This is a genomic window from Pseudomonas sp. C32, assembly GCF_030417915.1.
Classification (GTDB): Bacteria; Pseudomonadota; Gammaproteobacteria; order Pseudomonadales; family Pseudomonadaceae; genus Aquipseudomonas.
The window spans coordinates 151,714-174,138 of the sequence record NZ_JAUHUK010000010.1 but is presented as its reverse complement, the minus strand read 5'-3'; the positions used below and the strand labels follow the sequence as shown (position 1 = coordinate 174,138).

Below are 22,425 nucleotides of genomic sequence, written 5' to 3'. Positions count from 1 at the left end.
GAATGCTCGTCGTTATCTGCTGCATGGCAGGGATAGCGATGGCTGATGAGAAAAACATTCTGGTTACCAGCGGCAGTGATCGGGCGACCCCGATTGCCGTCGTGCCGTTCGGTTTCCAGGGCGGTAGCGTGCTGCCGGACGACATGGCGGAAATTATCGGTAACGACCTGCGCAACTCGGGTTACTACTCGCCGATTCCAAAGCAGAACATGATCAGCCAGCCGAGCCAGGCCAGCGAAATCATCTACCGTGACTTCAAGGCGCTGGGCGCCCAGTACGTCATGGTCGGCAGCATTGTTCCGGCGGGCGGTCGCCTGCAGGTGCAATACGCACTGTTCAACGTCGCCACCGAACAGCAAGTGCTGACCGGCAGCGTGTCGGGCGGCGTTGATCAACTGCGCGACATGGCGCACTACATCTCCGACCAGTCGTTCGAAAAACTCACCGGTATCAAAGGTGCGTTCTCGACGCGTCTGTTGTACGTGACGGCCGAGCGTTTTTCCGAGAAGAACACTCGCTACACCCTGCAACGCTCGGACTATGACGGTGCTCGCGCCGTGACCCTGCTGCAATCGCGCGAGCCGATCCTGTCGCCGCGTTTCGCACCGGACGGCAAGCGTATCGCCTACGTCTCGTTCGAGCAGAAGCGTCCGCGCATTTTCATGCAGAACATCGACACCGGTCGCCGTGACCAGATCACCAACTTCGAAGGCCTTAACGGTGCGCCAGCCTGGTCTCCGGATGGCAGTCGCCTGGCGTTCGTGCTGTCGAAAGACGGCAACCCGGACATCTACGTGATGAACCTCGGTTCGCGTCAGATCACCCGCGTTACCAACGGTCCTGGCATCAACACCGAACCGTTCTGGGGCAAGGATGGTTCGACCATCTACTTCACGTCTGACCGTGGCGGCAAGCCACAGATCTACAAAACCAGCGTGGGTGGTGGCGGTGCCGAGCGTGTGACGTTCGTCGGTAACTACAACGCCAACCCGAAACTGTCGGCTGATGAAAAGACGCTTGTCATGATTCACCGTCAGGATGGCTTCACCAATTTCAAGGTGGCGGCCCAGGATTTGCAGCGCGGTAGTGTAAAAATCCTCACTGATAGCACTCTGGACGAGTCGCCTACTGTTGCGCCCAACGGCACCATGGTAATCTACGCCACCCGCCAGCAGGGCCGGGGAGTCTTGATGCTCGTGTCCATTAATGGACGCGTAAGGCTCCCGCTTCCTACCGCTCAAGGCGAAGTCAGAGAACCTTCCTGGTCCCCTTACCTGAACTGACGCGGCGCTACATGTTGTACTTAACACACTGGGGTTCATTAGGAGTTTCACGATGGAAATGCTGAAGTTTGGTAAATTTGCTGCGCTGGCTCTCGCCATGGCTGTAGCTGTAGGTTGCTCGTCCAAAGGCGGCGACAATGCCGGTGAAGGCGCGGTAGATCCAAACGCTGGTTACGGCGCAAACACTGGTGCAGTTGACGGCTCCCTGAGCGAAGAAGCTGCACTGCGCGCTATCACCACTTTCTACTTCGAATACGACAGTTCTGACCTGAAGCCAGAAGCCATGCGCGCTCTGGACGTTCACGCCAAGGACCTGAAAGCAAACGGCGCTCGCGTTGTTCTGGAAGGCAACACCGACGAACGTGGTACTCGTGAGTACAACATGGCACTGGGCGAGCGTCGTGCGAAAGCCGTTCAGCGTTACCTGGTACTGCAAGGTGTTTCCCCAGCTCAGCTGGAACTGGTTTCCTACGGCGAAGAGCGTCCAGTTGCTACCGGCAACGACGAGCAGTCCTGGGCTCAAAACCGTCGCGTCGAACTGCGTAAGTAATTCGTCATGCGAACGTGCCGTCGTGCTGTAACTGTTTTGGCTCTCAGCCTCGCCCCGCTTGCGGTGTGGGCTGCGGTTCCTGTGGTCGAGGACAACTCCGGCTATAACAATAGCGGGAGCAGTTATCCGCCTGCGGGTTACGGTACGAACGGCGCCTATGCCGGGGGAGGGGTTTCGGCCCCTGTCTCGGCACAGGGTCAGTTGTTCAACCAACTGCAACAAATGCAGGATCAGATCTCGCGCCAGCAGGGTGTGATCGAAGAACTGCAAAATGATGTATCGCGCATGAAGCAAGAAAGCCTGGAGCGATATCAGGATCTTGATCGGCGCATAGGAACCGGCGTTGCACCAGCCGCGACTCCTGATAATTCTTCTACCGGTGGCAGTTTGAACGCCCCCGGCGCAGCCGCAGGTGCAGGAGCTGGCGCAGCCGCCGCTCAAGCGCCCGCCGCGGGTAGCGAACCGGCGGATCCGGCGAAGGAAAAGCTCTATTACGATGCTGCCTTCGACCTGATCAAAGCCAAGGATTTCGACAAGGCCAGCCAGGCTTTTGCCGCTTTCCTGCGCAAGTACCCGAACAGCCAGTATGCGGGTAATGCCCAGTACTGGTTGGGCGAAGTGAACCTGGCCAAAGGCGATCTGCAAGGTGCAGGTCAGGCTTTTGCCAAGGTTTCACAGCTGTATCCCAAGCACGCCAAAGTGCCTGACTCGCTGTACAAGCTCGCTGATGTAGAGCGCCGCCTTGGTCATACCGACAAGGTCAAAGGCATTCTGCAGCAGGTCGTGTCCCAATATCCGGGCACTTCCGCCGCTCAGTTGGCTCAGCGCGATCTGCAAAAAATGTAAGGCTGCTTGACCTGTTTCGAAGAAACCCGCGCTTGTCGCGGGTTTTTTCGTTAGAATTCACGCCCTTTTTATGAAACACGCTTTTTGGGGCCTGCGCATTGCCGGGGTTCCTTGAAGTGCCTGACGGAGGCGGACAGCCTGTTTAGCTGTTACGCCCGTGGCGACTATGCAAGACACATTGAGAATCACCGAAGTTTTCTACTCGTTGCAGGGTGAAACGCGGACTGCCGGGCTGCCCACTGTTTTTGTGCGCCTGACCGGTTGCCCTCTGCGTTGCCAATACTGCGACAGCGCCTACGCCTTCACGGGCGGGACCATCCGCACCCTCGATGACATCCTCGAGCAAGTCGCAGGTTTTCGTCCGCGTTATGTCTGTGTCACGGGCGGCGAGCCCTTGGCGCAACCCAACGCCATTCCATTGCTCAAGCGCCTGTGCGATGCCGGTTACGAAGTGTCACTGGAAACCAGTGGCTCTATCGATATCTCGGCGGTAGATTCCCGAGTCAGTCGCGTCGTCGACCTGAAGACGCCGGGTTCGAAGGAAGCGCATCGCAACCGCTACGAAAACATTGAACTGCTCACGCCTAACGATCAGGTGAAGTTTGTCATCTGTTCGCGGGAAGACTATGACTGGTCCGTGTCCAAGCTGATCCAGTACGGTCTGGACCAGCGTGCCGGTGAAGTGCTGTTTTCGCCAAGTCACCATGATCTCAATGCTCGGGATCTGGCGGATTGGGTGGTGGCGGACAATCTGCCAGTGCGTTTGCAATTGCAGCTGCATAAATATCTTTGGAATGACGAGCCGGGGCGCTGAGATGACTGATCAATTGAACACCACCGAAAAACGCGCGGTCATCTTGCTGTCTGGCGGTCTGGATTCCGCCACCGTCGTGGCCATGGCTCGAGCCGAAGGCTACAGCTGCTACACCATGAGCTTCGACTATGGTCAGCGCTCCCATGCCGAACTGCACGCCGCGGCGCGTGTTGCTCGCGATCTGGGTGTAGTCGAGCACAAAGTGATCGGCCTTAACCTGAACGGCATGGGCGGCTCCGCACTGACGGACAGCAGCATCGATATCCCAGAAGAGTTGGGTGAGGGCATTCCGGTGACTTACGTGCCTGCGCGTAACACGGTGTTCCTGTCTCTGGCGTTGGGCTGGGCTGAAGTGCTTGGCGCACGCGACATCTTCATCGGTGTGAATGCGGTGGACTACTCCGGTTATCCGGATTGCCGTCCGGAGTTCATCGAGTCTTTCGAGCGCATGGCCAATCTGGCCACCAAGGCCGGTGTCGAGGGCAATGGTTTCCGCATCCAGGCACCGCTGCAAAACCTCAGCAAGGCGCAGATCGTCCAGGCGGGTGTGAAGCTGGGCGTGGATTACGGTCTGACCGTTTCCTGCTATCAGGCCGATGATAACGGCCGCGCATGCGGCAAGTGCGACAGCTGCCGACTGCGTGCAGAAGGCTTCGCGGCAGCCGGAATCAGCGATCCAACCCCTTATTTTTGATTTATTTCAAAATAGGTGTTGAATAGTCCTTAAAAATCAGTATTATACGCGCCACCACACAGCGGGTCGTTAGCTCAGTTGGTAGAGCAGTTGGCTTTTAACCAATTGGTCGTAGGTTCGAATCCCACACGACCCACCATATTTGGCGGTTTAGAAAATCCGGAAGGCCCACGAAAGTGAGGATTTCCGGGTTTTTTTTTGCCTGATGAAGAGCCAGGCCTGAACCGCTCGACGACTCGAGCGATTCTTGGCTGATTAAAGCAGGCCGTCCTCGGCACATACCTTGATGATCTGTGCGCGAAACCAGCTGTTGGCACTGTCCTGGCTCGGCTTTTCGCTCCACATCATGTCCAGCGTGAAGTTCGGTAGACCTGCCGGTGGTCGACGATGGCTGAACGTGTTCTCGTCGCAGGTCAGCGCCTGAATGCGTCGAGGCAAAGAACGACGAGGCGATCAGCATCGCCCAAATGAGCATGCCCCAGTGAGCGGCTGCAAAACCGACGTTTTTCATCAAGGTCTTATTCCTGTGTTGCGGGTCGGAACGTCATGATGGACAAAACGGTCTGCCGTCATCGGTGGACTGTCAAAACCGGGGCTGCGTCGAATGCAGCCCCGGGCGCCAGTGGCCTGTCTTCGTCGACTAGCTGATATGCCGCGCGTATTGCTTGGGATTGAAGCGCAGGACCATCAGGAGCATCAACGCCATGACGGCGGCGAGCGACCACCAGGCCCATTCGAAGCTGCCCAGCTGATCGCGGATCATCCCGGCAATCAATGGCGAAAGCCCGGCGATCAGGTAGCCGATGCCTTGCACGAACGCGGCCAGGCCACCGGCCCGTCGCGGGTTGTCCAAGTGGTCGAGGGATACGATCAAGCTCATCGGGAACAGGCCGCCGATACCCAGGCCCAACAGGCAAGGCCACAACAGGCTGAAGCGTTCCGGGCTGAGGATCAGGCCGCAGAAGCCGGCCATGATCAGGACCAGTAACACGGCGAGGACCACGCGTTTATCCTGGCTGCGGTTGGCAATTGCCGGGGTGACGAGGCCGGAGAGCACTTCCATGGCCGTAAGGAACCCCAGCAGCAGGCCCGCGTGTTGTTCACTCCAACCTTTTTCCACGTAGTACGGGGCCAGCCAGGCCAGTACACAGGTGTAGGAGGCGGTGCCCAGGCCGAAGAAAATCGCCAGCAGCCAAGCCCGAGAATTGCTGAAGAATGACGCTTGCTGCCGAACAGGGGCTTCGGGCAATGGTGTCACGGCTGCGCGCTGGGCGTACCAGCAACCCAAGGCGACCAACGCCAACAGTGCCCAGATCGCCAGGCCGATGCGCCAGCTGCCGGTCTGGGTCAGGACAAGCGGCGAAAACGACGCGGCAAGCGCCGCCCCGCCCATGATCGACGTGACATACAGGCCCATGAACAGCGAGACGTTGTCGGCGTAGCGCGACTTGATCAGCGCCGGCATCACCGCCTGGATCAGCGCGATGCCGAGCCCGGCCAACACCGCGCTGATAATCAGTTCGGCGGCGCTGTCCAGGTACAAGCGCGAGGCGGTGGCGATACCGATGATCAACAGCGACAACACAATGGTGCGGTGCTCACCGATGCGCAGGGCGATGCGCATGCCCAGGAACATGGCCAAGCCCATGGCCATGACCGGCAACATGGTCAGCAGCGAGGCGGTGCTGAAGCTCAGGGGGACCTCGCTGCGAATGGCTGACAGCAACGGCCCGACGGCAGCCATCGAGGGCCGCAGGTTTAGCGCCACCAACACGATGCTGACCATCAGCCAGACGGCGTGGGTGCTTGAGGTTCGAACGTTTTCCATAACAGAGCCTTGGCTAAAACAAAGCATCATTTATGCGGCGGTACGCTGCTTTGGACAAACTGAAAACTGGCGGGGCTTATTGAAAAATCAAATGCGGTGTCAAATCGTTGAAGGCTCGCCGCTCTGTCGGGCTTTCTCCAGGAGCCTGCTTTGTTTGCCAATAGAGTATTGGCAGCCCATGCATCCGCGGGGCGTGGCCACGGTTTTTTGTGTTCGGTCTGTATGTCGTGGTACGCCTGCAGGGGCACAGGTCAGAATCATCTTTTGCATCCGTCGGATATTCTGTAGCCTTGCGCAGCTTCAACGCTGTCCGTGCCTGATGAATACTCACTTTCCCGGCGGTACCCTGAAGGGTCCGGAGCCGGGTGTATACTCGACTTTCGCGCGAATGCGCCTGCAGGTCTTGCGAACATGACGCAGATTTCCGAACGCCTTCTGGTTCAAGCCCACCTCGATGCCAAGCAGCCCAAGCCGCTGACCGCTGACGAAGAGGCTTACTATCGCGCTGCCATCGCTGCCGAGCTCAAGGCTCAGGATGCGGTGCTGGTCGCACACTTCTATTGCGATCCGGTGATTCAGGCTCTGGCCGAAGAAACCGGTGGTTGCGTTTCCGACTCGCTGGAAATGGCTCGCTTCGGTAATGCTCACCCGGCCAAGACCGTGGTCGTCGCCGGCGTGAAATTCATGGGCGAGACGGCCAAGATCCTCAATCCTGAAAAACGCATCCTGATGCCAACCCTGGAGGCGACCTGCTCGCTGGACCTGGGTTGCCCGGTCGATGAGTTTTCGGCGTTCTGCGATCAGCATCCAGAGCGCACGGTGGTGGTGTATGCCAACACCTCCGCGGCGGTCAAAGCCCGGGCGGACTGGGTCGTGACTTCAAGCTGCGCGCTGGAGATCGTCGAAAGCCTGATGGACAACGGCGAAACCATTATCTGGGGCCCGGACAAACACCTGGGCACCTACATTCAGCGCCAGACCGGTGCCGACATGCTGCTGTGGGACGGTGCCTGCATCGTTCACGAAGAGTTCAAGTCCAAGCAGCTCGAAGACATGAAGGCGCTGTATCCCGATGCAGCGATCCTGGTGCACCCGGAGTCGCCGACCTCGGTCATCGAACTGGCGGACGCCGTGGGTTCGACCAGTCAGTTGATCGCGGCGGCACAGCGCCTGCCGAACAAGACGCTGATTGTTGCGACCGACCGCGGCATCTTCTACAAGATGCAGCAGCTGTGCCCGGACAAGGTCTTTATCGAAGCGCCTACGGCTGGTAACGGCGCCGCGTGCCGCAGTTGCGCGCATTGCCCATGGATGGCGATGAATACCCTTGAGCGCACGCTGAAGAGCTTGAAGGAAGGGACGAACGAGATCTTTGTGGATCCGGCCCTGATTCCGCAGGCGATCCGACCGTTGAAGCGGATGCTGGATTTCACTCAGGCTGCACGGATGAAGCTGGCCGGTAACGCTTAAAAGCAAAAGATCGCAGCCTTCGGCAGCTCCTACAGGTGCAAACGAGACCCTGTAGGAGCTGCCGAAGGCTGCGATCTTTTTTTGTGGGCGTTACTTGGTCTTCTTCGGAATCCGCACCAGCTGGGTATTGGAGTACATGTCATGCCAGCTGCGCTTCTGCTTGTCGAACAGCGACCAGAAGAATCCAAGGCCCACGCACAGCAGCGAGGCGATCGACACCACAAAGCGCAGTAACGCCTGCCACAGGCTGATGGAGGAGCCGTCGGCATTCTGAACACGGATGCACCAGACCTGCATGCCCAGCGTCTGTCCGGTGTACGTCCAGAATTTGGCGAAGAACCCAAACAACACAAACAGCAGGACCGTCGAGAGCAAAGGATCACCGTCCAGCGCCCCGGCTTCGGTCAGGGTGCGCATTTTTTCTTCGCCGAGGATCGCCATCTGAATCATCTTGTAGATGCCGCTGGTGACGATCAGCAGGGCAGTGCACAGCAGGAAGTCGTAGAACATCGCTGCCAGGCGACGACCCAGGCCCGCAGCGGGAAAATCGCCCTGGGGGGTAAGCAGGTGTTTCGACATGGCAGGCTCTCGGCGGAAAAAGAAAGCCATTTTACGGATTTACACGCACAAAAAAGCCCCTGATGTCAGCATCAGGGGCTTTTTCGTTACAGAAGATTAGGCTTCTGCTTGTACTTCGTCAGCCTGCATGCCTTTCTGGCCCTGCACGGCGATGAAAGTCACTTTCTGGCCTTCTTTCAGGCTCTTGAAACCGTTGCCCTGGATGGCACGGAAATGTACGAACAGATCCGGACCGCTTTCAGGAGTGATAAAACCAAAACCTTTCTCGTCGTTAAACCACTTGACGGTACCGCTCTGACGTTGGGACATTTCTTATTTCCTTTGACGCAAGAATTAGTGACAGTCTCCTTCACATGAAAGAGTACTGGGGCTGGTTGCAGGAGAGTAAGAAGACGTCGAACGGGATGTAGCTAACTTGTAGGCTACTGCCCAGGTCACGATTCCAAGCGACCCATGCAAACACAGTGAACAAACTCTACGCCAACTACGGGAGAAAAAACAAGCCCCCGCAGAAGGCCCGTATTTGCTCAGCTTGATGGCATTTAGTCAGTCCGCCGGGTGCCTTATACACTTGTGTTGTTCAAATGTGTTCGATCGTTATAAGCAAAGTTCATAATCGAAGCTTAGAGCTAATACAGTGCACTGTTTTATGGCGGCTGCGTTACACATTAGTGCACTGTTAACGCAACCGCGTTACTTATAGGAACAGTTAATCAGCCACGATAGTAGCGTTGCGGAACAAATGGCATTTTGCTTACAAGCAAAGGCACCTTTTTCCCACGAACAATCGCCCAAACAGGCGTGTCCAGCGCGACATAGGCGCTGTCGACGTAACCCATCGCAAGTGGACCACCCAGCGTCGGCCCGAAACCGCCGCTGCAGACGCTGCCAATGATCTCGCCGGCTTCGTTGACGATTTCGGCGCCTTCGCGCACAGGGGTGCGTTCCTGTGGTAGCAGGCCAACACGCTTGCGGCTGACACCGCCTTGTTGCTGGGCGAATACGCTTTCAGCGCCAGGGAAGCCGCCGGCACGCGCGCCATCGGCACGACGTGGCTTGGAGATCGCCCACAGCAGGCTCGCTTCGATGGGGGTGGTGTCGGTGTTCATGTCGTGGCCGTACAGGCACAAACCCGCCTCAAGGCGCAGGGAGTCGCGGGCACCCAGGCCGATGGCCTCGACTTCCGGTTCGGCCAGCAGCGCACGGGCCAGGGCTTCGGCGCTGTCGGCCGGTACGGAGATTTCAAAACCGTCTTCACCGGTGTAACCGGAGCGGCTGACAAAGCACTCCACGCCCAGCAGGTTGACGCGGGCGAACTGCATGAAGGTCATCTTCGCAACGTCAGGCGCCAGACGTGCCAGCACGGTGACGGCGGCCGGGCCTTGCAGGGCCAGCAGGGCACGTTCTTCGAACAGCGGTTCAATGGTGCACTGTTCGCCAATGTGCTTGCGCAGGTGCGCCAGGTCTTGATCCTTGCAGGCGGCGTTGACCACCAGGAACAGTTCGTCGTTACCCAGGTTGGCAACCATCAGGTCGTCGAGGATGCCGCCCGTCTCGTTGGTAAACATGGCGTAGCGCTGCATACCCACCGGCAGGTCGATGATGTCCACCGGCACCAGGGTTTCCAGGGCCTTGGCGGCGTCGGCGCCGGTCAGGCGGATCTGGCCCATGTGCGAGACGTCGAACAGGCCGGCCTGATCGCGGGTGTGCTGGTGTTCTTTCATCACGCCCAACGGGTACTGCACAGGCATGTCGTAGCCGGCGAACGGCACCATGCGTGCGCCGAGTTCGATATGCAGGGCGTGCAACGGGGTTTTCAACAGTTGTTCGGTGGACATATTCAGCTCCTGAAGAGTTGTGCAGATGAGCGCACATCAGCACTCGATAATGTTGACCGCCAAACCGCCACGGGCGGTTTCCTTGTATTTGCTTTTCATGTCGGCGCCGGTCTGGCGCATGGTGCGGATGACCTTGTCGAGGGAGACGAAGTGTTGCCCGTCACCGCGCAGGGCCATGCGCACGGCATTGATGGCCTTGACCGAGCCCATGGCGTTGCGCTCGATACACGGCACTTGCACCAGCCCGCCAATCGGGTCACAGGTCAGGCCGAGGTTGTGTTCCATGCCGATTTCCGCGGCGTTTTCCACTTGCTGTACGGTGCCGCCGAGGACTTCGCACAAAGCGCCCGCAGCCATCGAACACGCCACGCCAACTTCGCCCTGACAGCCGACTTCGGCGCCAGAGATCGAGGCGTTTTCCTTGTACAGAATGCCGATGGCCGCAGCCGTCAGCAGAAAGCGCACGACGCCGTCGTCGTTCGAGCCGGGGATAAATCGCATGTAGTAATGCAGCACGGCGGGAATGATCCCGGCGGCGCCATTGGTCGGCGCGGTCACGACGCGCCCGCCATTGGCGTTTTCTTCGTTGACCGCCAGCGCGTAGAGGTTGACCCAGTCGAGTACTGACAGTGGGTCGCGCAATGCTGATTCGGGGTTCTTGCACAGTTGCCGGTGCAGCGCGGCGGCCCGTCGTTTGACCTTCAGGCCGCCGGGCAGGATGCCTTCGTTGCGGCAACCGGCGGCGACGCAGTCCTGCATTACTTGCCAGATTTTCAACAGGCCGGCGCGGGTTTCCGCTTCCGGGCGCCAGGCGCTTTCGTTGGTCAGCATCACCTGGCTGATCGACAGCCCGTACTTGGTGCAATGACCGAGCAAATCCTTGGCGCTTTTGAACGGGAAGGTCAGGGGTGTGGCGTCTTCGACGATACGGTCGGCGCCGGCAGCGTCTTCATCGACGACAAAACCGCCGCCAACCGAATAGTACTCGCGGCTGCGGATTTGCAGACCCGCGGCGTCGAAGGCACGAAAGATCATGCCGTTGGGGTGATAGGCCAACGGTTTGCGAATCATCGCCAGGTGTTCTTTCTCGTTGAACGCAATGCTGTGTTCGCCGAGCAGGTTCAAGCGTCCGTTAGCGCGGATTTCGTGCAGGCGCGCAGCGACGGTTTCGGTGTCGACGGTGTCCGGGTGTTCGCCTTCAAGGCCCAGCAGCACGGCCTTGTCGCTGCCGTGGCCTTTGCCGGTAGCGCCGAGCGAGCCGTACAGCTCGACTTTGACGCAGGCGGTGGCTTCAAGCAGCTTTTCGCGACGCAAGCCTTCGACGAAGCGCACAGCGGCGCGCATCGGGCCGACGGTGTGGGAGCTGGAGGGGCCGATGCCAATCTTGAACAGGTCGAACACGCTTAACGACATGAGTTGTTCTCCGGTTTCTTGTTATAGGAATTCGCGGAATGTCAGGCTTGATGCAATCCTTGTGGGAGCTGGCTTGCCAGCGATGACGGTGTGTCAGGCAACAAAAATGTAGGCTGATCCATCCTCATCGCTGGCAAGCCAGCTCCTACAGGGGAATGCGGTGTTGTTGAAAGTGGGGGCGAGCGTACCCGCCCCTCATTCGTTTAAGCGTAGCTTTCGATCGACGGGCAGGCGCAGACCAGGTTGCGATCGCCGAAGACGTTGTCGACACGACCGACCGGCGGCCAGTACTTGCCTTCGATCAGCGAGGCAACCGGGTAAACGGCCTGTTCGCGGCTGTACGGGTGGGACCACTCACCGACCAGCTCTGCCGCTGTGTGCGGAGCGTTTTTCAGTGGGTTGTCTTCTTTGTCCAGGGTACCGTTTTCCACGGCGCGGATTTCTTCGCGGATGCGGATCATGGCGTCGCAGAAGCGGTCCAGTTCTTCCTTGGATTCGCTTTCGGTCGGCTCGATCATCAGCGTGCCGGCCACCGGGAACGACATGGTCGGGGCGTGGAAACCGAAATCGATCAGACGCTTGGCGACGTCATCGACGCTGATGCCGCTGCTGTCTTTCAACGGGCGCAGATCCAGAATGCACTCGTGCGCCACCAGGCCATTGCTGCCGGTGTACAGCACTGGATAGTGCTCTTCGAGGCGACGGGAAATGTAGTTGGCATTGAGGATCGCCAGCTGCGAAGCACGCTTGAGACCCGCGCCGCCCATCATACGAATGTACATCCAGGTGATCGGCAGAATGCTCGCGCTGCCGAACGGTGCTGCGCAGACCGCGCCTTCCTTGCGTTCCATCTGGGCGTGGCCCGGCAGGAACGGGGTCAGGTGCGATTTCACGCCGATCGGGCCGACGCCCGGGCCGCCACCGCCGTGTGGGATGCAGAAGGTCTTGTGCAGGTTCAGGTGCGAGACGTCGCCGCCGAACTTGCCCGGTGCGCAGAGGCCGACCATTGCGTTCATGTTGGCGCCGTCGATGTACACCTGGCCGCCGTTGTCATGAATGATGCCGCAGATTTCGCGGATGCCTTCTTCGAACACGCCGTGAGTCGACGGGTAAGTGATCATCAAAGCAGCGAGGTGTTCGCGGTGCTCGATGGCCTTGGCGCGCAGGTCTTCGATATCAACGTTGCCACGGGCATCGCACGCGGTAACGACGACGCGCATGCCAGCCATTTGTGCGGTGGCCGGGTTGGTGCCGTGGGCCGACGACGGGATCAGGCAGATGTCGCGACGGTCTTCGCCACGGCTCTGGTGGTAAGCACGAATGGCCAGCAGGCCGGCGTATTCACCTTGGGAACCGGCATTCGGTTGCAGCGAGATCGAGTCGTAACCGGTGGCGGCGCAGAGCATCGCTTCCAGTTCATCGGTCAGTTGCTGGTAGCCGGCGCTTTGCTCGGCCGGGGCGAACGGGTGCAGGGCGCCGAATTCGGCCCAGGTCACCGGGATCATTTCGCTGGCGGCGTTGAGTTTCATGGTGCACGAACCCAGCGGGATCATGGTGCGGTCCAGGGCCAGGTCTTTGTCGGCGAGCTTGCGCAGGTAGCGCATCAGCTCGGTTTCCGAGTGGTAACGGTTGAACACCGGGTGGCTGAGGATCGGCGATTGACGCACCAGCGCGGCCGGGATCGTGCTGACCACCGAAGCGGCAAGGGCGGCGAAATCTGGCAGTGCTTTACCGTCGGCGAAGATGCCCCACAGGGTTTCAACGTCGGCCTGGGTGGTGGTTTCGTCGAGGGACAGGCCCAGGCGTTCGGCGTCGACCACGCGCAGGTTGATCTGCTGGGTGCGGGCCTTTTCGTGTAGCTTGGCGGTGTTGGCGCCAGTGGCCAGGGTCAGGGTGTCGAAGAAGTTTTCTTGTTCAACGTTCAAGCCCAGCGCGTTCAAACCCTTGGCCAGGATCGCGGTCAGGTGATGCACGCGGTTGGCGATCTGAGTCAGGCCTTTCGGGCCGTGGTACACGGCGTACATGCTGGCGATGTTGGCCAGCAGCACTTGCGCGGTGCAGATGTTGGACGTGGCTTTCTCGCGGCGGATGTGTTGTTCACGAGTCTGCATGGCCAGGCGCAGGGCCGGCTTGCCGAAACGGTCCACGGACACGCCGACCAGACGGCCCGGCATGTCGCGCTTGAACGCATCTTTGGTGGAGAAGTAAGCAGCGTGCGGGCCACCAAAGCCCAGCGGCACGCCGAAGCGTTGCGCGCTGCCGATGGCCACGTCGGCGCCGAATTCACCTGGCGGGGTCAGCACGGTCAGGGCCAGCAGATCAGCGGCTACGGCGACCAGAGCGTTGGCAGCGTGGAAGCGTTCGGTCAGTTCGCGGTAGTCGAACACGTCACCGTTGCTCGCCGGGTATTGCAGCAGGGCGCCGAAGAACGCGCTGACGTCGGTCAGCTCACGCTCGTCGCCAACCACCACGTCGATGCCCAGTGGCTCGGCACGGGTGCGCAGTACGTCGAGGGTTTGCGGGTGGCAATGCGCGGAAGCGAAGAATTGGTGGCTGCCCTTGTTCTTGCTCAGGCGTTTGCAGAAGGTCATGGCTTCGGCAGCAGCGGTGGCTTCGTCGAGCAAGGAAGCGTTGGCGATCGGCAGGCCGGTGAGGTCGCTGATCAGGGTCTGGAAGTTCAGCAGCGCTTCGAGACGGCCCTGGGAAATTTCTGGCTGGTACGGGGTGTAAGCGGTGTACCAGGCCGGGTTTTCCAGCAGGTTGCGCAGGATCGGCGAAGGCGTGTGGGTGCCGTAGTAACCCTGGCCGATGTGGGTCTTGAACAGCTGGTTCTTGCTGGCGATGGACTTGATCAGAGCCAGGGCATCGGCTTCGCTCAGGCCGTCTTCCAGGCCGAGGACGCTGGTGCCTTTGATGCTGTCGGGAATGACGCTGGCGCTCAGGGCTTCCAGGGAGTCGAAGCCGAGGCTGTTGAGCATGGCTTGCTCGTCGCCGGCACGCGGGCCGATGTGACGGGCGATGAATTCGTTGGCGGTACTTACATTTACAACAGCAGGATTCACTTCAGTCATGTCTGTGCTCCTCAGGCTTCGGCTTGGGCTTTGATCAGGCGGTCGTAGGCGTCCTGATCCAGCAGTTGGGCGACTGCCGAGGCGTCGCTTGGCTGGAAGCGGAAGAACCAGCCTTCGCCCAGCGGATCTTCGTTGACCAGTTCAGGGCTGCTGTCCAGCGCCGGGTTCACTTCCAGCACTTCGCCGTCGAGCGGCATGTACACGCCGCTGGCAGCCTTTACGGATTCCACGGTGGCGGCTTCGGCGCCTTTGTCGTAGGACTGCAGCTCAGGCAGTTGTACGAAAACCACGTCGCCTAAGGCGTTTTGTGCGAAAGCGGTGATGCCGACTGTGACGCTGCCGTCAGCTTCGGTGCGCAGCCATTCGTGATATTCAGTAAAACGCAACTCGCTCATGGAAACTCCTAAGGGGCCAGACTCGTCTGGTGGACGCGATTGAATGCTGGGGCAATGCCCTGGTTATGAGGGACTACATAGCAAGATCGCGGCCAATGTTTGTTTTTCTATTTAAATCAATGATTTATATGAATTTAGCGGTCGCGGGATTTCGATGGTTGTAGCGAAATCGATACGCCACATGTCACGGATAAAAGGCGAGGTGGATCAAAGCCTTGCAGGGCCGTGATCGGGGAGTGGTGTAGCGATATCGTTCCGCTGTAGCGCTTTCAGTACAGGTGGGGGTCGTTTTTAGACGTGATTTTCCGATGCATGGACATTCACGACCTGTAGGAGCCGGCTTGCTGGCGATCGCGATTTTGCAGACGCCATCGCCAGCAAGCCGGCTCCTACAGGTCGGTGTTCATCAGACTTTTCAGGCCTTGCCGGGAATTCCGTACTTGCGCAACCGATGGGCAATCGCGGTGTGGGAAGTTTGTAGTCGGGTCGCGAGTTGTCGGGTCGAGGGGTAGCTGGTGTACAGTTTTTCCAGCAGGGTTTTCTCAAACTCGTCCATGGCCTGTTCTAGGCTGTCGACTTCGTGGTCGCCCTGGCGAGCGACCGAGGTGCCGGCGATGTCGAGATCGCCAATGTCCACCAGGCTGCTTTCGCAAATCGCGGCGGCGCGAAAAATCACGTTCTGCAGTTGTCGCACGTTGCCTGGCCAGCGGTTGCCCAGCAGTGCCGGATACGTGCCCGGTGCCAGGCGACAGATCGGTCGCTGGATCTGCGCGCAGGCCTGCTGCATGAAGTAACGGGCCAGCAGCAAAATGTCCTGGCCGCGCTCGCGCAGGGGAGGGACTTCGACATTGAGCACGTTGAGGCGATAAAACAGGTCTTCGCGGAACAGGCCTTCACTGACCATTTTTTCCAGGTCGCGATGGGTCGCGCTGAGGATTCGCACGTTGACCTTCACCTCACGATCACCGCCCACCCGGCGAAAACTGCCGTCGTTGAGAAACCGCAGCAACTTGGCCTGCAAGTACGGCGACATTTCGCCGATCTCGTCGAGAAACACCGTGCCCTGGTTGGCCAGTTCCATCAGCCCCGGCTTGCCGCCCCGTTGCGCACCGGTGAAAGCACCGGGCGCATAGCCGAACAGTTCGCTTTCGGCGAGGTTCTCCGGCAATGCCGCACAGTTCAATGCCAGAAACGGTGAGCTGTGCCGGGCGCTGATGGCATGGCAGGCGCGGGCGACCAGTTCTTTACCGGTGCCGGTTTCACCCTGAATCAGCAGCGGCGCATCCAGTGCCGCCACCCGCTGGGCGCGCGCCTTGAGGGTGCGGATGACCGGGGATTCGCCAAGCAACGCGTCAAACCCTTCAGCATGATCGTGGTGCAACGCGGACAGGCGTTCGCCGATGCGGTTGGGTTGATACAGGGTCAGCAGGGCGCCGGCGTCGGTGATCGGCGTGGCGTCCAGCAGCAAGGTCTGGCCGTTGACGGTGATTTCCCGCAGCGGCAGGCGAAAGCCCTGTTCGAGCAGGGCGTCGAGCAAGGCCGGGTCGGCAAACAGTTCGGCGATGCTTTCACCGGCCGGTTCGCGGCCGTACAGGGCGATCAACGCGGGGTTGGCCAGCAGCACGTTGCCGTCGCTGTCCAGCGCTAGCACCGGGTCGGTCATGGCGGCGAGCAGTGCATCGAGCTGCAAGTGCCGACGCTGACCGGGCAGGATGTCGACGACCGTCACAGCTTGTACGCCACGCACGCTGAACAGCGCATCGCGCAGTTCTTCGAGGACTTGCGGGCTCAGGGTCGGGGCGTCGATGTAGACGTTGGGCGGAACCATTTCCACCGCATCCAGGTTGAGATTGCGCCCGCCGAGCAGGGCCAGGACTTCCTGGGTAATGCCGACGCGGTCGATGAAGCTGACGTGGATACGCATGGACGGTTTCGGGTTCTGCTGTGCGGAGGGTGGCAAGTATGCCTTGGTGAAGGGGTAGAGGTGAAATCCGCAGTCAGGTACAGCACCTGTAGGAGCCGGCTTGCTGGCGATTCGGACGGTGCGGTATGTCAGTAATACCGCGTTATCGTTCATCGCTGGCAAGCCAGCTCCTACAAGGGATAGGGCTTACTCGAATTTCTCGAGGTCTATCGGGTCACCGGATTTCATATTCAGTTGCTTGCGGATGTCTTCGAACATCAGGTCGTAATGTTCGTGTGTCGAACCAATAGCGATTTTTTCCTTGGGAATGCCATGTTTCTCGGCAATTTTCGTCACATTGCTGGCGAAGTTGTAGGCTTCTTCCTTGGGCAGAAAGAAGGGCTCCTTCAATTCCTTGCCCAGAATGCTGCCATGCATCGTGAACTGAATGCCTTTTTCCCCTTTGGGGTTCTTGCTGACTTCATAGTCGAGGTGGATGTTGTAGCTCACATCATCCTTGTTCAGCGCATGGCGCTCGATGTGCAAGTGACCTGGATCAAACGTTGCCATAAACACCTCTCCCTACAAGTAAGTAATGCCCCGTGTCGCGGTGCTGATGCGTGTACCCGCGACGCCCAGAATGATCGATTCGATGTCCGACAGCGAGCCGATCACTGCGATTTTTCCAGTATGGCGTGCAAATTCGCAAGCTGCCTGCACCTTCGGTCCCATGGAACCGGCAGCGAAGCCGAGCTTTTCCAGTTCATCGGGGTGCGCCTGGGCGATGGCTTTCTGGGTGGGTTTGCCGAAGTCGATGAACGCCGCGTTGACGTCGGTGGCGATCACCAGCAGATCGGCTTCCAGCTGTTCGGCCAGCAGCGCCGAGCACAAGTCCTTGTCGATGACGGCCTCGACGCCTTCCAGTTTGCCGGGGGACGTGTACATGGTGGGAATGCCGCCGCCACCGGCGCAGATCACGATGCTGTTTTTTTCCAGCAGCCACTTGATCGGACGGATTTCGAAGATGCGTTTCGGTCTCGGGCTGGCAACCACGCGACGATATTTGTCGCCGTCCGGGGCGATGGCCCAGCCTTTTTCAGCGGCGAGCGCTTCGGCCTCGGCTTTGGTGTAGACCGGGCCGATGGGTTTGGTGGGGTTCTTGAAGGCCGGGTCGTTGGCGTCGACTTCGACCTGGGTCAACAAGGTGGCGAACGGCACTTCGAAGTCCAGCAGGTTGCCCAGTTCCTGTTCGATGATGTAGCCGATCATGCCTTCGGTCTCGGCACCGAGCACGTCCAGCGGATAGGGCGAAACCGAGGTGTAGGCCGCCGCCTGCAATGACAGCAGACCAACCTGCGGGCCATTGCCGTGGGCGATGACCAGTTGGTTGCCGGGGTGGATCTTGGCGATCTGTTCGGTGGCGATCCGGATGTTGGCGCGCTGGTTGTCAGCGGTCATGGGTTCACCACGGCGGAGCAGGGCGTTGCCGCCCAGGGCTACGACGATACGCATGGTGCAGTCCTTCTAAACAGAGGAAAGGCAAACAACTCGATCCCCTGTAGGAGCAAGCTTGCTCGCGATAGGATCGCTGCGGTCGGTCAGAGACACCGAGGCGTGGCTATCGCAGGCAAGCCAACTCCCACAGTGACCATGTCGTGTCAGTGGGAGCTGTATGGCTTACAGATCAGCCAGGGTCGACACCAGAATCGCCTTGATCGTATGCATGCGGTTTTCCGCTTGCTCGAAGGCGATGCAGGCTGGCGACTCGAACACGTCATCGGTCACTTCGATGCCGTTGTTCAGGAACGGGTACTGCTCGGCAATCTGTTTGCCGATCTTGGTGTCGCAGTTGTGGAAGGCCGGCAGGCAGTGCATGAACTTGGTGCGCGGGTTGCCGGTGGCTTTCATCAGGTCGGCGTTGACCTGGTACGGCAGCAATTGCTGGATGCGCTCGGCCCAGGCTTCGACCGGTTCGCCCATCGACACCCAGACGTCGGTGTGGATGAAGTCCACGCCCTTGACCGCTTCTTTCGGGTCTTCGGTGAGGGTGATGCGAGCGCCGCTTTCTTCGCCGTACTGTTTGCAGCGGGCCACCAGATCGTCCGCCGGCCACAGGGCTTTCGGCGCGCAGATGCGCACGTCCATGCCGAGTTTGGCGCCGATCAGCAACAGCGAGTTGCCCATGTTGTTGCGTGCATCGCCCAGGTACGCGTAGCTGATCTCGTGGATCGGCTTGTCGGCGTGTTCGCGCATGGTCAGCACGTCGGCGATCATTTGGGTCGGGTGGTATTCATCGGTCAGGCCGTTGAACACCGGGACGCCGGCGAACTTGGCCAGCTCTTCGACGATCTCCTGCTTGTAGCCACGGTATTCGATGGCGTCATACATGCGCCCGAGCACGCGGGCGGTGTCCTTCATGCTTTCCTTGTGACCGATCTGCGAAGAGTTCGGGTCGATGTAGGTGACGTTCGCGCCTTGGTCATAGGCTGCGACTTCGAAGGCGCAACGGGTGCGGGTCGAGGTCTTTTCGAAGATCAGGGCGATGTTGTTGCCCTTCAGGTGTTGCTGTTCGGTACCGGTGTACTTGGCGCGCTTGAGGTCGCGGGACAGGTCGAGCAGGTAGCGCAATTCGCGAGGGGTGTGGTGTTCCAGGCTCAGCAGATTGCGGTTGTGAATATTGAACGCCATTTTGGATCTCCTTGGGTTTGGGTAATCCCCTTGGCCGCGCGGGATACGCGTCGGCCAAGGTCAACAGGTTAGTAGTCGATCGGGTCGCGGATGATCGGGCAGGTCATGCAGTGGCCACCGCCCCGTCCGCGGCCGAGTTCGCCGGCGCTGATGGTGATGACTTCCACACCGGCCTTGCGCAGCAGGGTGTTGGTGTAGGTGTTGCGGTCGTAACCGATGACCACGCCCGGTTCCAGGGCCACCACGTTGTTGCCGTCGTCCCATTGCTCGCGTTCGGCGGCGTAGCTGTTGCCACCGGTTTCCACCACGCGCAGCGCCTTGAGGTTGAGGGCCTGGGCGACGGTATCGAGGAAGCTGGTTTCTTCGCGGCGGATATCGATGCCATCCGCTTTGCTTTCATCGGGACGCAGGGTGAAGGCGACAATCTGGTTCACCACTTCCGGGAAGATCGTGACCAAGTCGCGATCGCAGAAGCTGAAGACGGTGTCCAGGTGCATCGCCGCGCGGGACTTCGGCAGGCCAGCGACGATCACTTTCTCGACGGCCTTGTTTTTGAACAGGTTCACCGCCAGTTGGGCAATGGCCTGGCGCGATGAGCGCTCGCCCATGCCGATCAACACCACGCCGTTGCCGATCGGCATCACGTCACCGCCTTCGAGCGTGGAGTGGCCGTGCTCCAGGTCTGGATCGCCGTACCAGATCTGGAAGTCGGCGTTGGTGAACTCGGGGTGGAATTTGTAGATGGCGGTGGCCAGCAGGGTTTCCTGACGGCGCGCCGGCCAGTACATCGGGTTGAGCGTGACACCGCCGTAGATCCAGGAGGTGGTGTCGCGGGTGAACTGGGTGTTGGGCAGCGGCGGCAGAATGAAGCTGGAGTGGCCAACAAAGTCGCGGTACATCTCGATGGCCTTGCCACCGAAACTGCTCGGCAAATCGTCGCCCGAAACGCCACCGATCAGGTAGTCGGCGACCTTGCGCGGCTCCAGGCTGCGCAGCCACGAAGCGGTTTCATTGATCAGACCCAGGCCCACCGAATTGGCGGTGATCTTGCGCTCCAGGATCCAGTCCAAAGCTTCGGGAATGGCGACGATGTCGGTCAACAGGTTGTGCATTTCCAGCACATCGATGTTGCGTTCACGCATCTTGGTGACGAAGTCGAAATGGTCACGCTTGGCCTGGGCCACCCACAGCACGTCATCGAACAGCAGTTCGTCGCAGTTGTTCGGGGTCAGCCGCTGATGGGCTAGCCCTGGCGAGCAAACCATGACTTTGCGCAGTTTGCCTGCCTCGGAATGTACGCCGTACTTTTCCATGGTCATTGCAGTGTTCCTCCAGATGACAAAGACGTGTGTTACAGGGTCAGGAAGCCGTCGTAGAGTCCGTAGGCCGCCACCAGGGCGCCCGCGACCACTGCGGCGAAAATCAGCTTCTCGATGTTGGTGAAAACCGGTTTGTTCATTTCAAACTTGGCCTTGGCGAACAGGATCACGCCGGGGGCGTAGAGCAGGGCCGAGAGCAGCAGGTACTTGATGCCGCCGGCGTAGATCAGCCAGACCGCGTAGATCAGGGCCACGGCGCCGATGAACAGGTCTTTCTTGCGTGCGGCCAGCGCACCTTCGTAGGTTTCACCGCGCACCGCCAACAGCAGGGCGTAGGCCGCCGACCACAGGTAAGGCACCAGAATCATCGACGTGGCGAGGTAGATCAGCGACAGGTAGGTGCTGGCCGAAAACAGCGTGATCACCAGGAAGATCTGCACCATGGCGTTGGTCAGCCACAAGGCATTGACCGGTACGTGGTTGGCGTTTTCCTTGCGCAGGAAGGCCGGCATGGTGTGGTCCTTGGCGGCGGCGAACATGATCTCCGCACACAGCAGGACCCACGACAGCAAAGCCCCGAGCAGCGAGATGATCAAGCCGACGCTGATCAGCACCGCGCCCCAGTGACCGACCACATGTTCCAGCACCGCAGCCATCGACGGGTTCTGCAACTTGGCCAGTTCCGGCTGAGTCATGATCCCCAGCGACAGCACGTTCACCAGCACCAGGAACAGCAGCACGGTGACGAAGCCGATGACCGTGGCTTTACCCACGTCGCTGCGTTTCTCCGCCCGGGCCGAGAAGATGCTCGCGCCTTCGATGCCGATGAACACCCACACGGTGACCAGCATCATTTTGCGCACCTGGTCCATCACGCTGCCCAGGTCCGGGTTCTTGAAGCCCCAGATGTCGGCGGTGAAGATGTCCAGTTTGAAGGCGAACACCGCGATCAGCATGAACAGCACCAGCGGCACGATCTTGGCGACCGTGGTCACCAGGTTGATGAACGCCGCTTCCTTGATGCCGCGCAGCACGAGGAAGTGCACCGCCCAGAGCAGCACCGACGCCCCGATCACCGCCGCTGGCGTATTACCCTCCCCGAAAATCGGGAAGAAGTAGCCCAGGGTGCTGAACAACAGGACGAAATAGCCGACGTTGCCCAGCCAGGCACTGATCCAGTAGCCCCACGCCGACGAGAAACCCATGTAGTCGCCAAACCCGGCCTTGGCGTAGGCGTAGACCCCGCCGTCGAGATTGGGTTTGCGATTGGCCAGTGTCTGGAACACAAAGGCGAGGGTGAGCATACCGACGGCCGTAATGGCCCAACCGATCAGAATGGCGCCGACATCGGCACTGGCGGCCATGTTTTGCGGCAGGGAAAAGATCCCGCCACCAATCATTGAACCAACAACCAGCGCAACCAATGCGCCGAGTTTCAGTTTTCCGGGGGATGCAGACATTGCATGGCACCAATGCAGGGGAAGAGTGGAAAGGCTAAGTCTGATGGTTATTAAATTAACTGACGTGGATCAGTGCATTGGTGTATTCAGTAATTATCGGCAGAGTGCCATTACGATTTGTCTGTAATCCGCATTCCAGAGCCTTTTTCGCATTTATCGGATAGTGTTTTTATTTGGTTTGAGTTATCGCGATAGTTCTATTGCGCAATTTTTTGTAAATGTCTTTTGTGAAATATTCTTTTAATAAGAAAGTTGTAAGTAAAACGATTGTCGT

19 protein-coding genes, 1 tRNA gene and 1 pseudogene are annotated in these 22,425 nt (G+C 59.4%); 7 read left to right on the top strand and 14 right to left on the bottom strand.

Annotated elements, in window-relative coordinates:
• The first annotated feature begins 2 nt into the window (after positions 1-2).
• The 6 genes from tolB (at position 3) to QYH43_RS13805 (ending at position 4,326) form a co-directional block, all read left to right on the top strand.
• Positions 3-1,283 (top strand): Tol-Pal system beta propeller repeat protein TolB, encoded by a 1,281-nt coding sequence (gene tolB, locus QYH43_RS13830; RefSeq protein WP_177408856.1) that lies wholly within the window; start codon positions 3-5, stop codon positions 1,281-1,283.
• Between the two features lie 52 nt (positions 1,284-1,335).
• Entirely contained in the window at positions 1,336-1,833 is a 498-nt protein-coding gene (pal, locus tag QYH43_RS13825) for a peptidoglycan-associated lipoprotein Pal (protein WP_003178634.1), read from the top strand.
• A gap of 6 nt (positions 1,834-1,839) precedes the next feature.
• Complete coding sequence (gene ybgF, locus QYH43_RS13820) at positions 1,840-2,679, top strand: tol-pal system protein YbgF (RefSeq protein ID WP_095061330.1); 840 nt, start codon at positions 1,840-1,842, stop codon at positions 2,677-2,679.
• A 166-nt stretch (positions 2,680-2,845) separates the two neighbouring features.
• Positions 2,846-3,493, top strand: coding sequence for a 7-carboxy-7-deazaguanine synthase QueE (queE, locus tag QYH43_RS13815; RefSeq protein WP_007995628.1), 648 nt, complete (start codon positions 2,846-2,848; stop codon positions 3,491-3,493).
• 1 nt (position 3,494) lies between these two features.
• Complete coding sequence (gene queC, locus QYH43_RS13810; RefSeq protein WP_053155344.1) at positions 3,495-4,187, top strand: 7-cyano-7-deazaguanine synthase QueC; 693 nt, start codon at positions 3,495-3,497, stop codon at positions 4,185-4,187.
• Positions 4,188-4,250: 63 nt separating this feature from the next.
• Positions 4,251-4,326: transfer RNA gene (locus tag QYH43_RS13805), tRNA-Lys, on the top strand.
• Between the two features lie 116 nt (positions 4,327-4,442).
• On the opposite strand, the pseudogene QYH43_RS13800 reads toward QYH43_RS13805, so the two are convergent.
• Both QYH43_RS13800 and QYH43_RS13795 read right to left on the bottom strand, forming a co-directional pair.
• Positions 4,443-4,565, bottom strand: a pseudogene (locus QYH43_RS13800) (LysR family transcriptional regulator); the annotation flags it as partial.
• Positions 4,566-4,827: 262 nt separating this feature from the next.
• The gene (locus QYH43_RS13795; RefSeq protein WP_095061334.1) at positions 4,828-6,015 is read right to left on the bottom strand and encodes a cyanate transporter; all 1,188 of its coding nucleotides are present in this window, start codon (positions 6,013-6,015) and stop codon (positions 4,828-4,830) included.
• 411 nt (positions 6,016-6,426) lie between these two features.
• Here QYH43_RS13795 and nadA point away from each other — a divergent pair, with 411 nt between their 5' ends.
• Complete coding sequence (gene nadA, locus QYH43_RS13790) at positions 6,427-7,485, top strand: quinolinate synthase NadA (RefSeq protein ID WP_095061336.1); 1,059 nt, start codon at positions 6,427-6,429, stop codon at positions 7,483-7,485.
• A gap of 90 nt (positions 7,486-7,575) precedes the next feature.
• Here nadA and QYH43_RS13785 read toward each other — a convergent pair whose 3' ends face one another.
• The 12 genes from QYH43_RS13785 to arcD all read right to left on the bottom strand — a co-directional run bounded on the left by QYH43_RS13785 (position 7,576) and on the right by arcD (position 22,151).
• Positions 7,576-8,064: an RDD family protein gene (locus QYH43_RS13785; protein WP_095061338.1), complete on the bottom strand. Its 489-nt coding sequence runs from the start codon at positions 8,062-8,064 to the stop codon at positions 7,576-7,578.
• Positions 8,065-8,160: 96 nt separating this feature from the next.
• Positions 8,161-8,373, bottom strand: a complete 213-nt coding sequence (locus QYH43_RS13780) for a cold-shock protein (RefSeq protein WP_007977299.1) — start codon at positions 8,371-8,373, stop codon at positions 8,161-8,163.
• A 404-nt stretch (positions 8,374-8,777) separates the two neighbouring features.
• Positions 8,778-9,902, bottom strand: coding sequence for a glycine cleavage system aminomethyltransferase GcvT (gcvT, locus tag QYH43_RS13775; RefSeq protein ID WP_095061340.1), 1,125 nt, complete (start codon positions 9,900-9,902; stop codon positions 8,778-8,780).
• 36 nt (positions 9,903-9,938) lie between these two features.
• Positions 9,939-11,315, bottom strand: coding sequence for an L-serine ammonia-lyase (locus QYH43_RS13770; RefSeq protein WP_095061341.1), 1,377 nt, complete (start codon positions 11,313-11,315; stop codon positions 9,939-9,941).
• A 203-nt stretch (positions 11,316-11,518) separates the two neighbouring features.
• Complete coding sequence (gene gcvP / locus QYH43_RS13765) at positions 11,519-14,386, bottom strand: aminomethyl-transferring glycine dehydrogenase (protein ID WP_095061343.1); 2,868 nt, start codon at positions 14,384-14,386, stop codon at positions 11,519-11,521.
• An 11-nt stretch (positions 14,387-14,397) separates the two neighbouring features.
• Complete coding sequence (gcvH, locus tag QYH43_RS13760) at positions 14,398-14,781, bottom strand: glycine cleavage system protein GcvH (protein WP_301157225.1); 384 nt, start codon at positions 14,779-14,781, stop codon at positions 14,398-14,400.
• 415 nt (positions 14,782-15,196) lie between these two features.
• On the bottom strand, positions 15,197-16,705 hold the full coding sequence (locus QYH43_RS13755) for a sigma-54-dependent transcriptional regulator (protein WP_095061346.1): 1,509 nt from the start codon (positions 16,703-16,705) through the stop codon (positions 15,197-15,199).
• A 186-nt stretch (positions 16,706-16,891) separates the two neighbouring features.
• Positions 16,892-17,254 (bottom strand): DUF5064 family protein, encoded by a 363-nt coding sequence (locus tag QYH43_RS13750; RefSeq protein WP_095061348.1) that lies wholly within the window; start codon positions 17,252-17,254, stop codon positions 16,892-16,894.
• A gap of 12 nt (positions 17,255-17,266) precedes the next feature.
• Positions 17,267-18,196 (bottom strand): carbamate kinase, encoded by a 930-nt coding sequence (arcC, locus tag QYH43_RS13745; RefSeq protein WP_095061350.1) that lies wholly within the window; start codon positions 18,194-18,196, stop codon positions 17,267-17,269.
• Between the two features lie 165 nt (positions 18,197-18,361).
• Positions 18,362-19,372, bottom strand: a complete 1,011-nt coding sequence (locus QYH43_RS13740; protein WP_301157224.1) for an ornithine carbamoyltransferase — start codon at positions 19,370-19,372, stop codon at positions 18,362-18,364.
• A gap of 68 nt (positions 19,373-19,440) precedes the next feature.
• Positions 19,441-20,691 carry an arginine deiminase gene (gene arcA / locus QYH43_RS13735; protein WP_095061354.1) on the bottom strand — a complete coding sequence of 417 codons (1,251 nt, stop codon included), beginning with the start codon at positions 20,689-20,691 and terminating at the stop codon, positions 19,441-19,443.
• A 32-nt stretch (positions 20,692-20,723) separates the two neighbouring features.
• On the bottom strand, positions 20,724-22,151 hold the full coding sequence (gene arcD, locus QYH43_RS13730) for an arginine-ornithine antiporter (protein ID WP_301157223.1): 1,428 nt from the start codon (positions 22,149-22,151) through the stop codon (positions 20,724-20,726).
• Between the last annotated feature and the right edge of the window lie 274 nt (positions 22,152-22,425).

Excerpts from the sequence above, each read along its gene's own strand:
- QYH43_RS13750 (WP_095061348.1), bottom strand. The coding sequence starts at position 17,254 with ATGGCAACGTTTGATCCAGGTCACTTGCACATCGAGCGCCATGCGCTG.
- QYH43_RS13755 (WP_095061346.1), bottom strand. The coding sequence starts at position 16,705 with ATGCGTATCCACGTCAGCTTCATCGACCGCGTCGGCATTACCCAGGAA.
- queE (WP_007995628.1), top strand. The coding sequence starts at position 2,846 with ATGCAAGACACATTGAGAATCACCGAAGTTTTCTACTCGTTGCAGGGT.
- gcvT (WP_095061340.1), bottom strand. The coding sequence starts at position 9,902 with ATGTCCACCGAACAACTGTTGAAAACCCCGTTGCACGCCCTGCATATC.
- QYH43_RS13780 (WP_007977299.1), bottom strand. The coding sequence starts at position 8,373 with ATGTCCCAACGTCAGAGCGGTACCGTCAAGTGGTTTAACGACGAGAAA.
- QYH43_RS13740 (WP_301157224.1), bottom strand. The coding sequence starts at position 19,372 with ATGGCGTTCAATATTCACAACCGCAATCTGCTGAGCCTGGAACACCAC.
- arcD (WP_301157223.1), bottom strand. The coding sequence starts at position 22,151 with ATGTCTGCATCCCCCGGAAAACTGAAACTCGGCGCATTGGTTGCGCTG.
- nadA (WP_095061336.1), top strand. The coding sequence starts at position 6,427 with ATGACGCAGATTTCCGAACGCCTTCTGGTTCAAGCCCACCTCGATGCC.
- gcvH (WP_301157225.1), bottom strand. The coding sequence starts at position 14,781 with ATGAGCGAGTTGCGTTTTACTGAATATCACGAATGGCTGCGCACCGAA.
- arcA (WP_095061354.1), bottom strand. The coding sequence starts at position 20,691 with ATGACCATGGAAAAGTACGGCGTACATTCCGAGGCAGGCAAACTGCGC.
- ybgF (WP_095061330.1), top strand. The coding sequence starts at position 1,840 with ATGCGAACGTGCCGTCGTGCTGTAACTGTTTTGGCTCTCAGCCTCGCC.
- gcvP (WP_095061343.1), bottom strand. The coding sequence starts at position 14,386 with ATGACTGAAGTGAATCCTGCTGTTGTAAATGTAAGTACCGCCAACGAA.
- QYH43_RS13795 (WP_095061334.1), bottom strand. The coding sequence starts at position 6,015 with ATGGAAAACGTTCGAACCTCAAGCACCCACGCCGTCTGGCTGATGGTC.
- QYH43_RS13785 (WP_095061338.1), bottom strand. The coding sequence starts at position 8,064 with ATGTCGAAACACCTGCTTACCCCCCAGGGCGATTTTCCCGCTGCGGGC.
- queC (WP_053155344.1), top strand. The coding sequence starts at position 3,495 with ATGACTGATCAATTGAACACCACCGAAAAACGCGCGGTCATCTTGCTG.
- QYH43_RS13770 (WP_095061341.1), bottom strand. The coding sequence starts at position 11,315 with ATGTCGTTAAGCGTGTTCGACCTGTTCAAGATTGGCATCGGCCCCTCC.
- pal (WP_003178634.1), top strand. The coding sequence starts at position 1,336 with ATGGAAATGCTGAAGTTTGGTAAATTTGCTGCGCTGGCTCTCGCCATG.
- tolB (WP_177408856.1), top strand. The coding sequence starts at position 3 with ATGCTCGTCGTTATCTGCTGCATGGCAGGGATAGCGATGGCTGATGAG.
- arcC (WP_095061350.1), bottom strand. The coding sequence starts at position 18,196 with ATGCGTATCGTCGTAGCCCTGGGCGGCAACGCCCTGCTCCGCCGTGGT.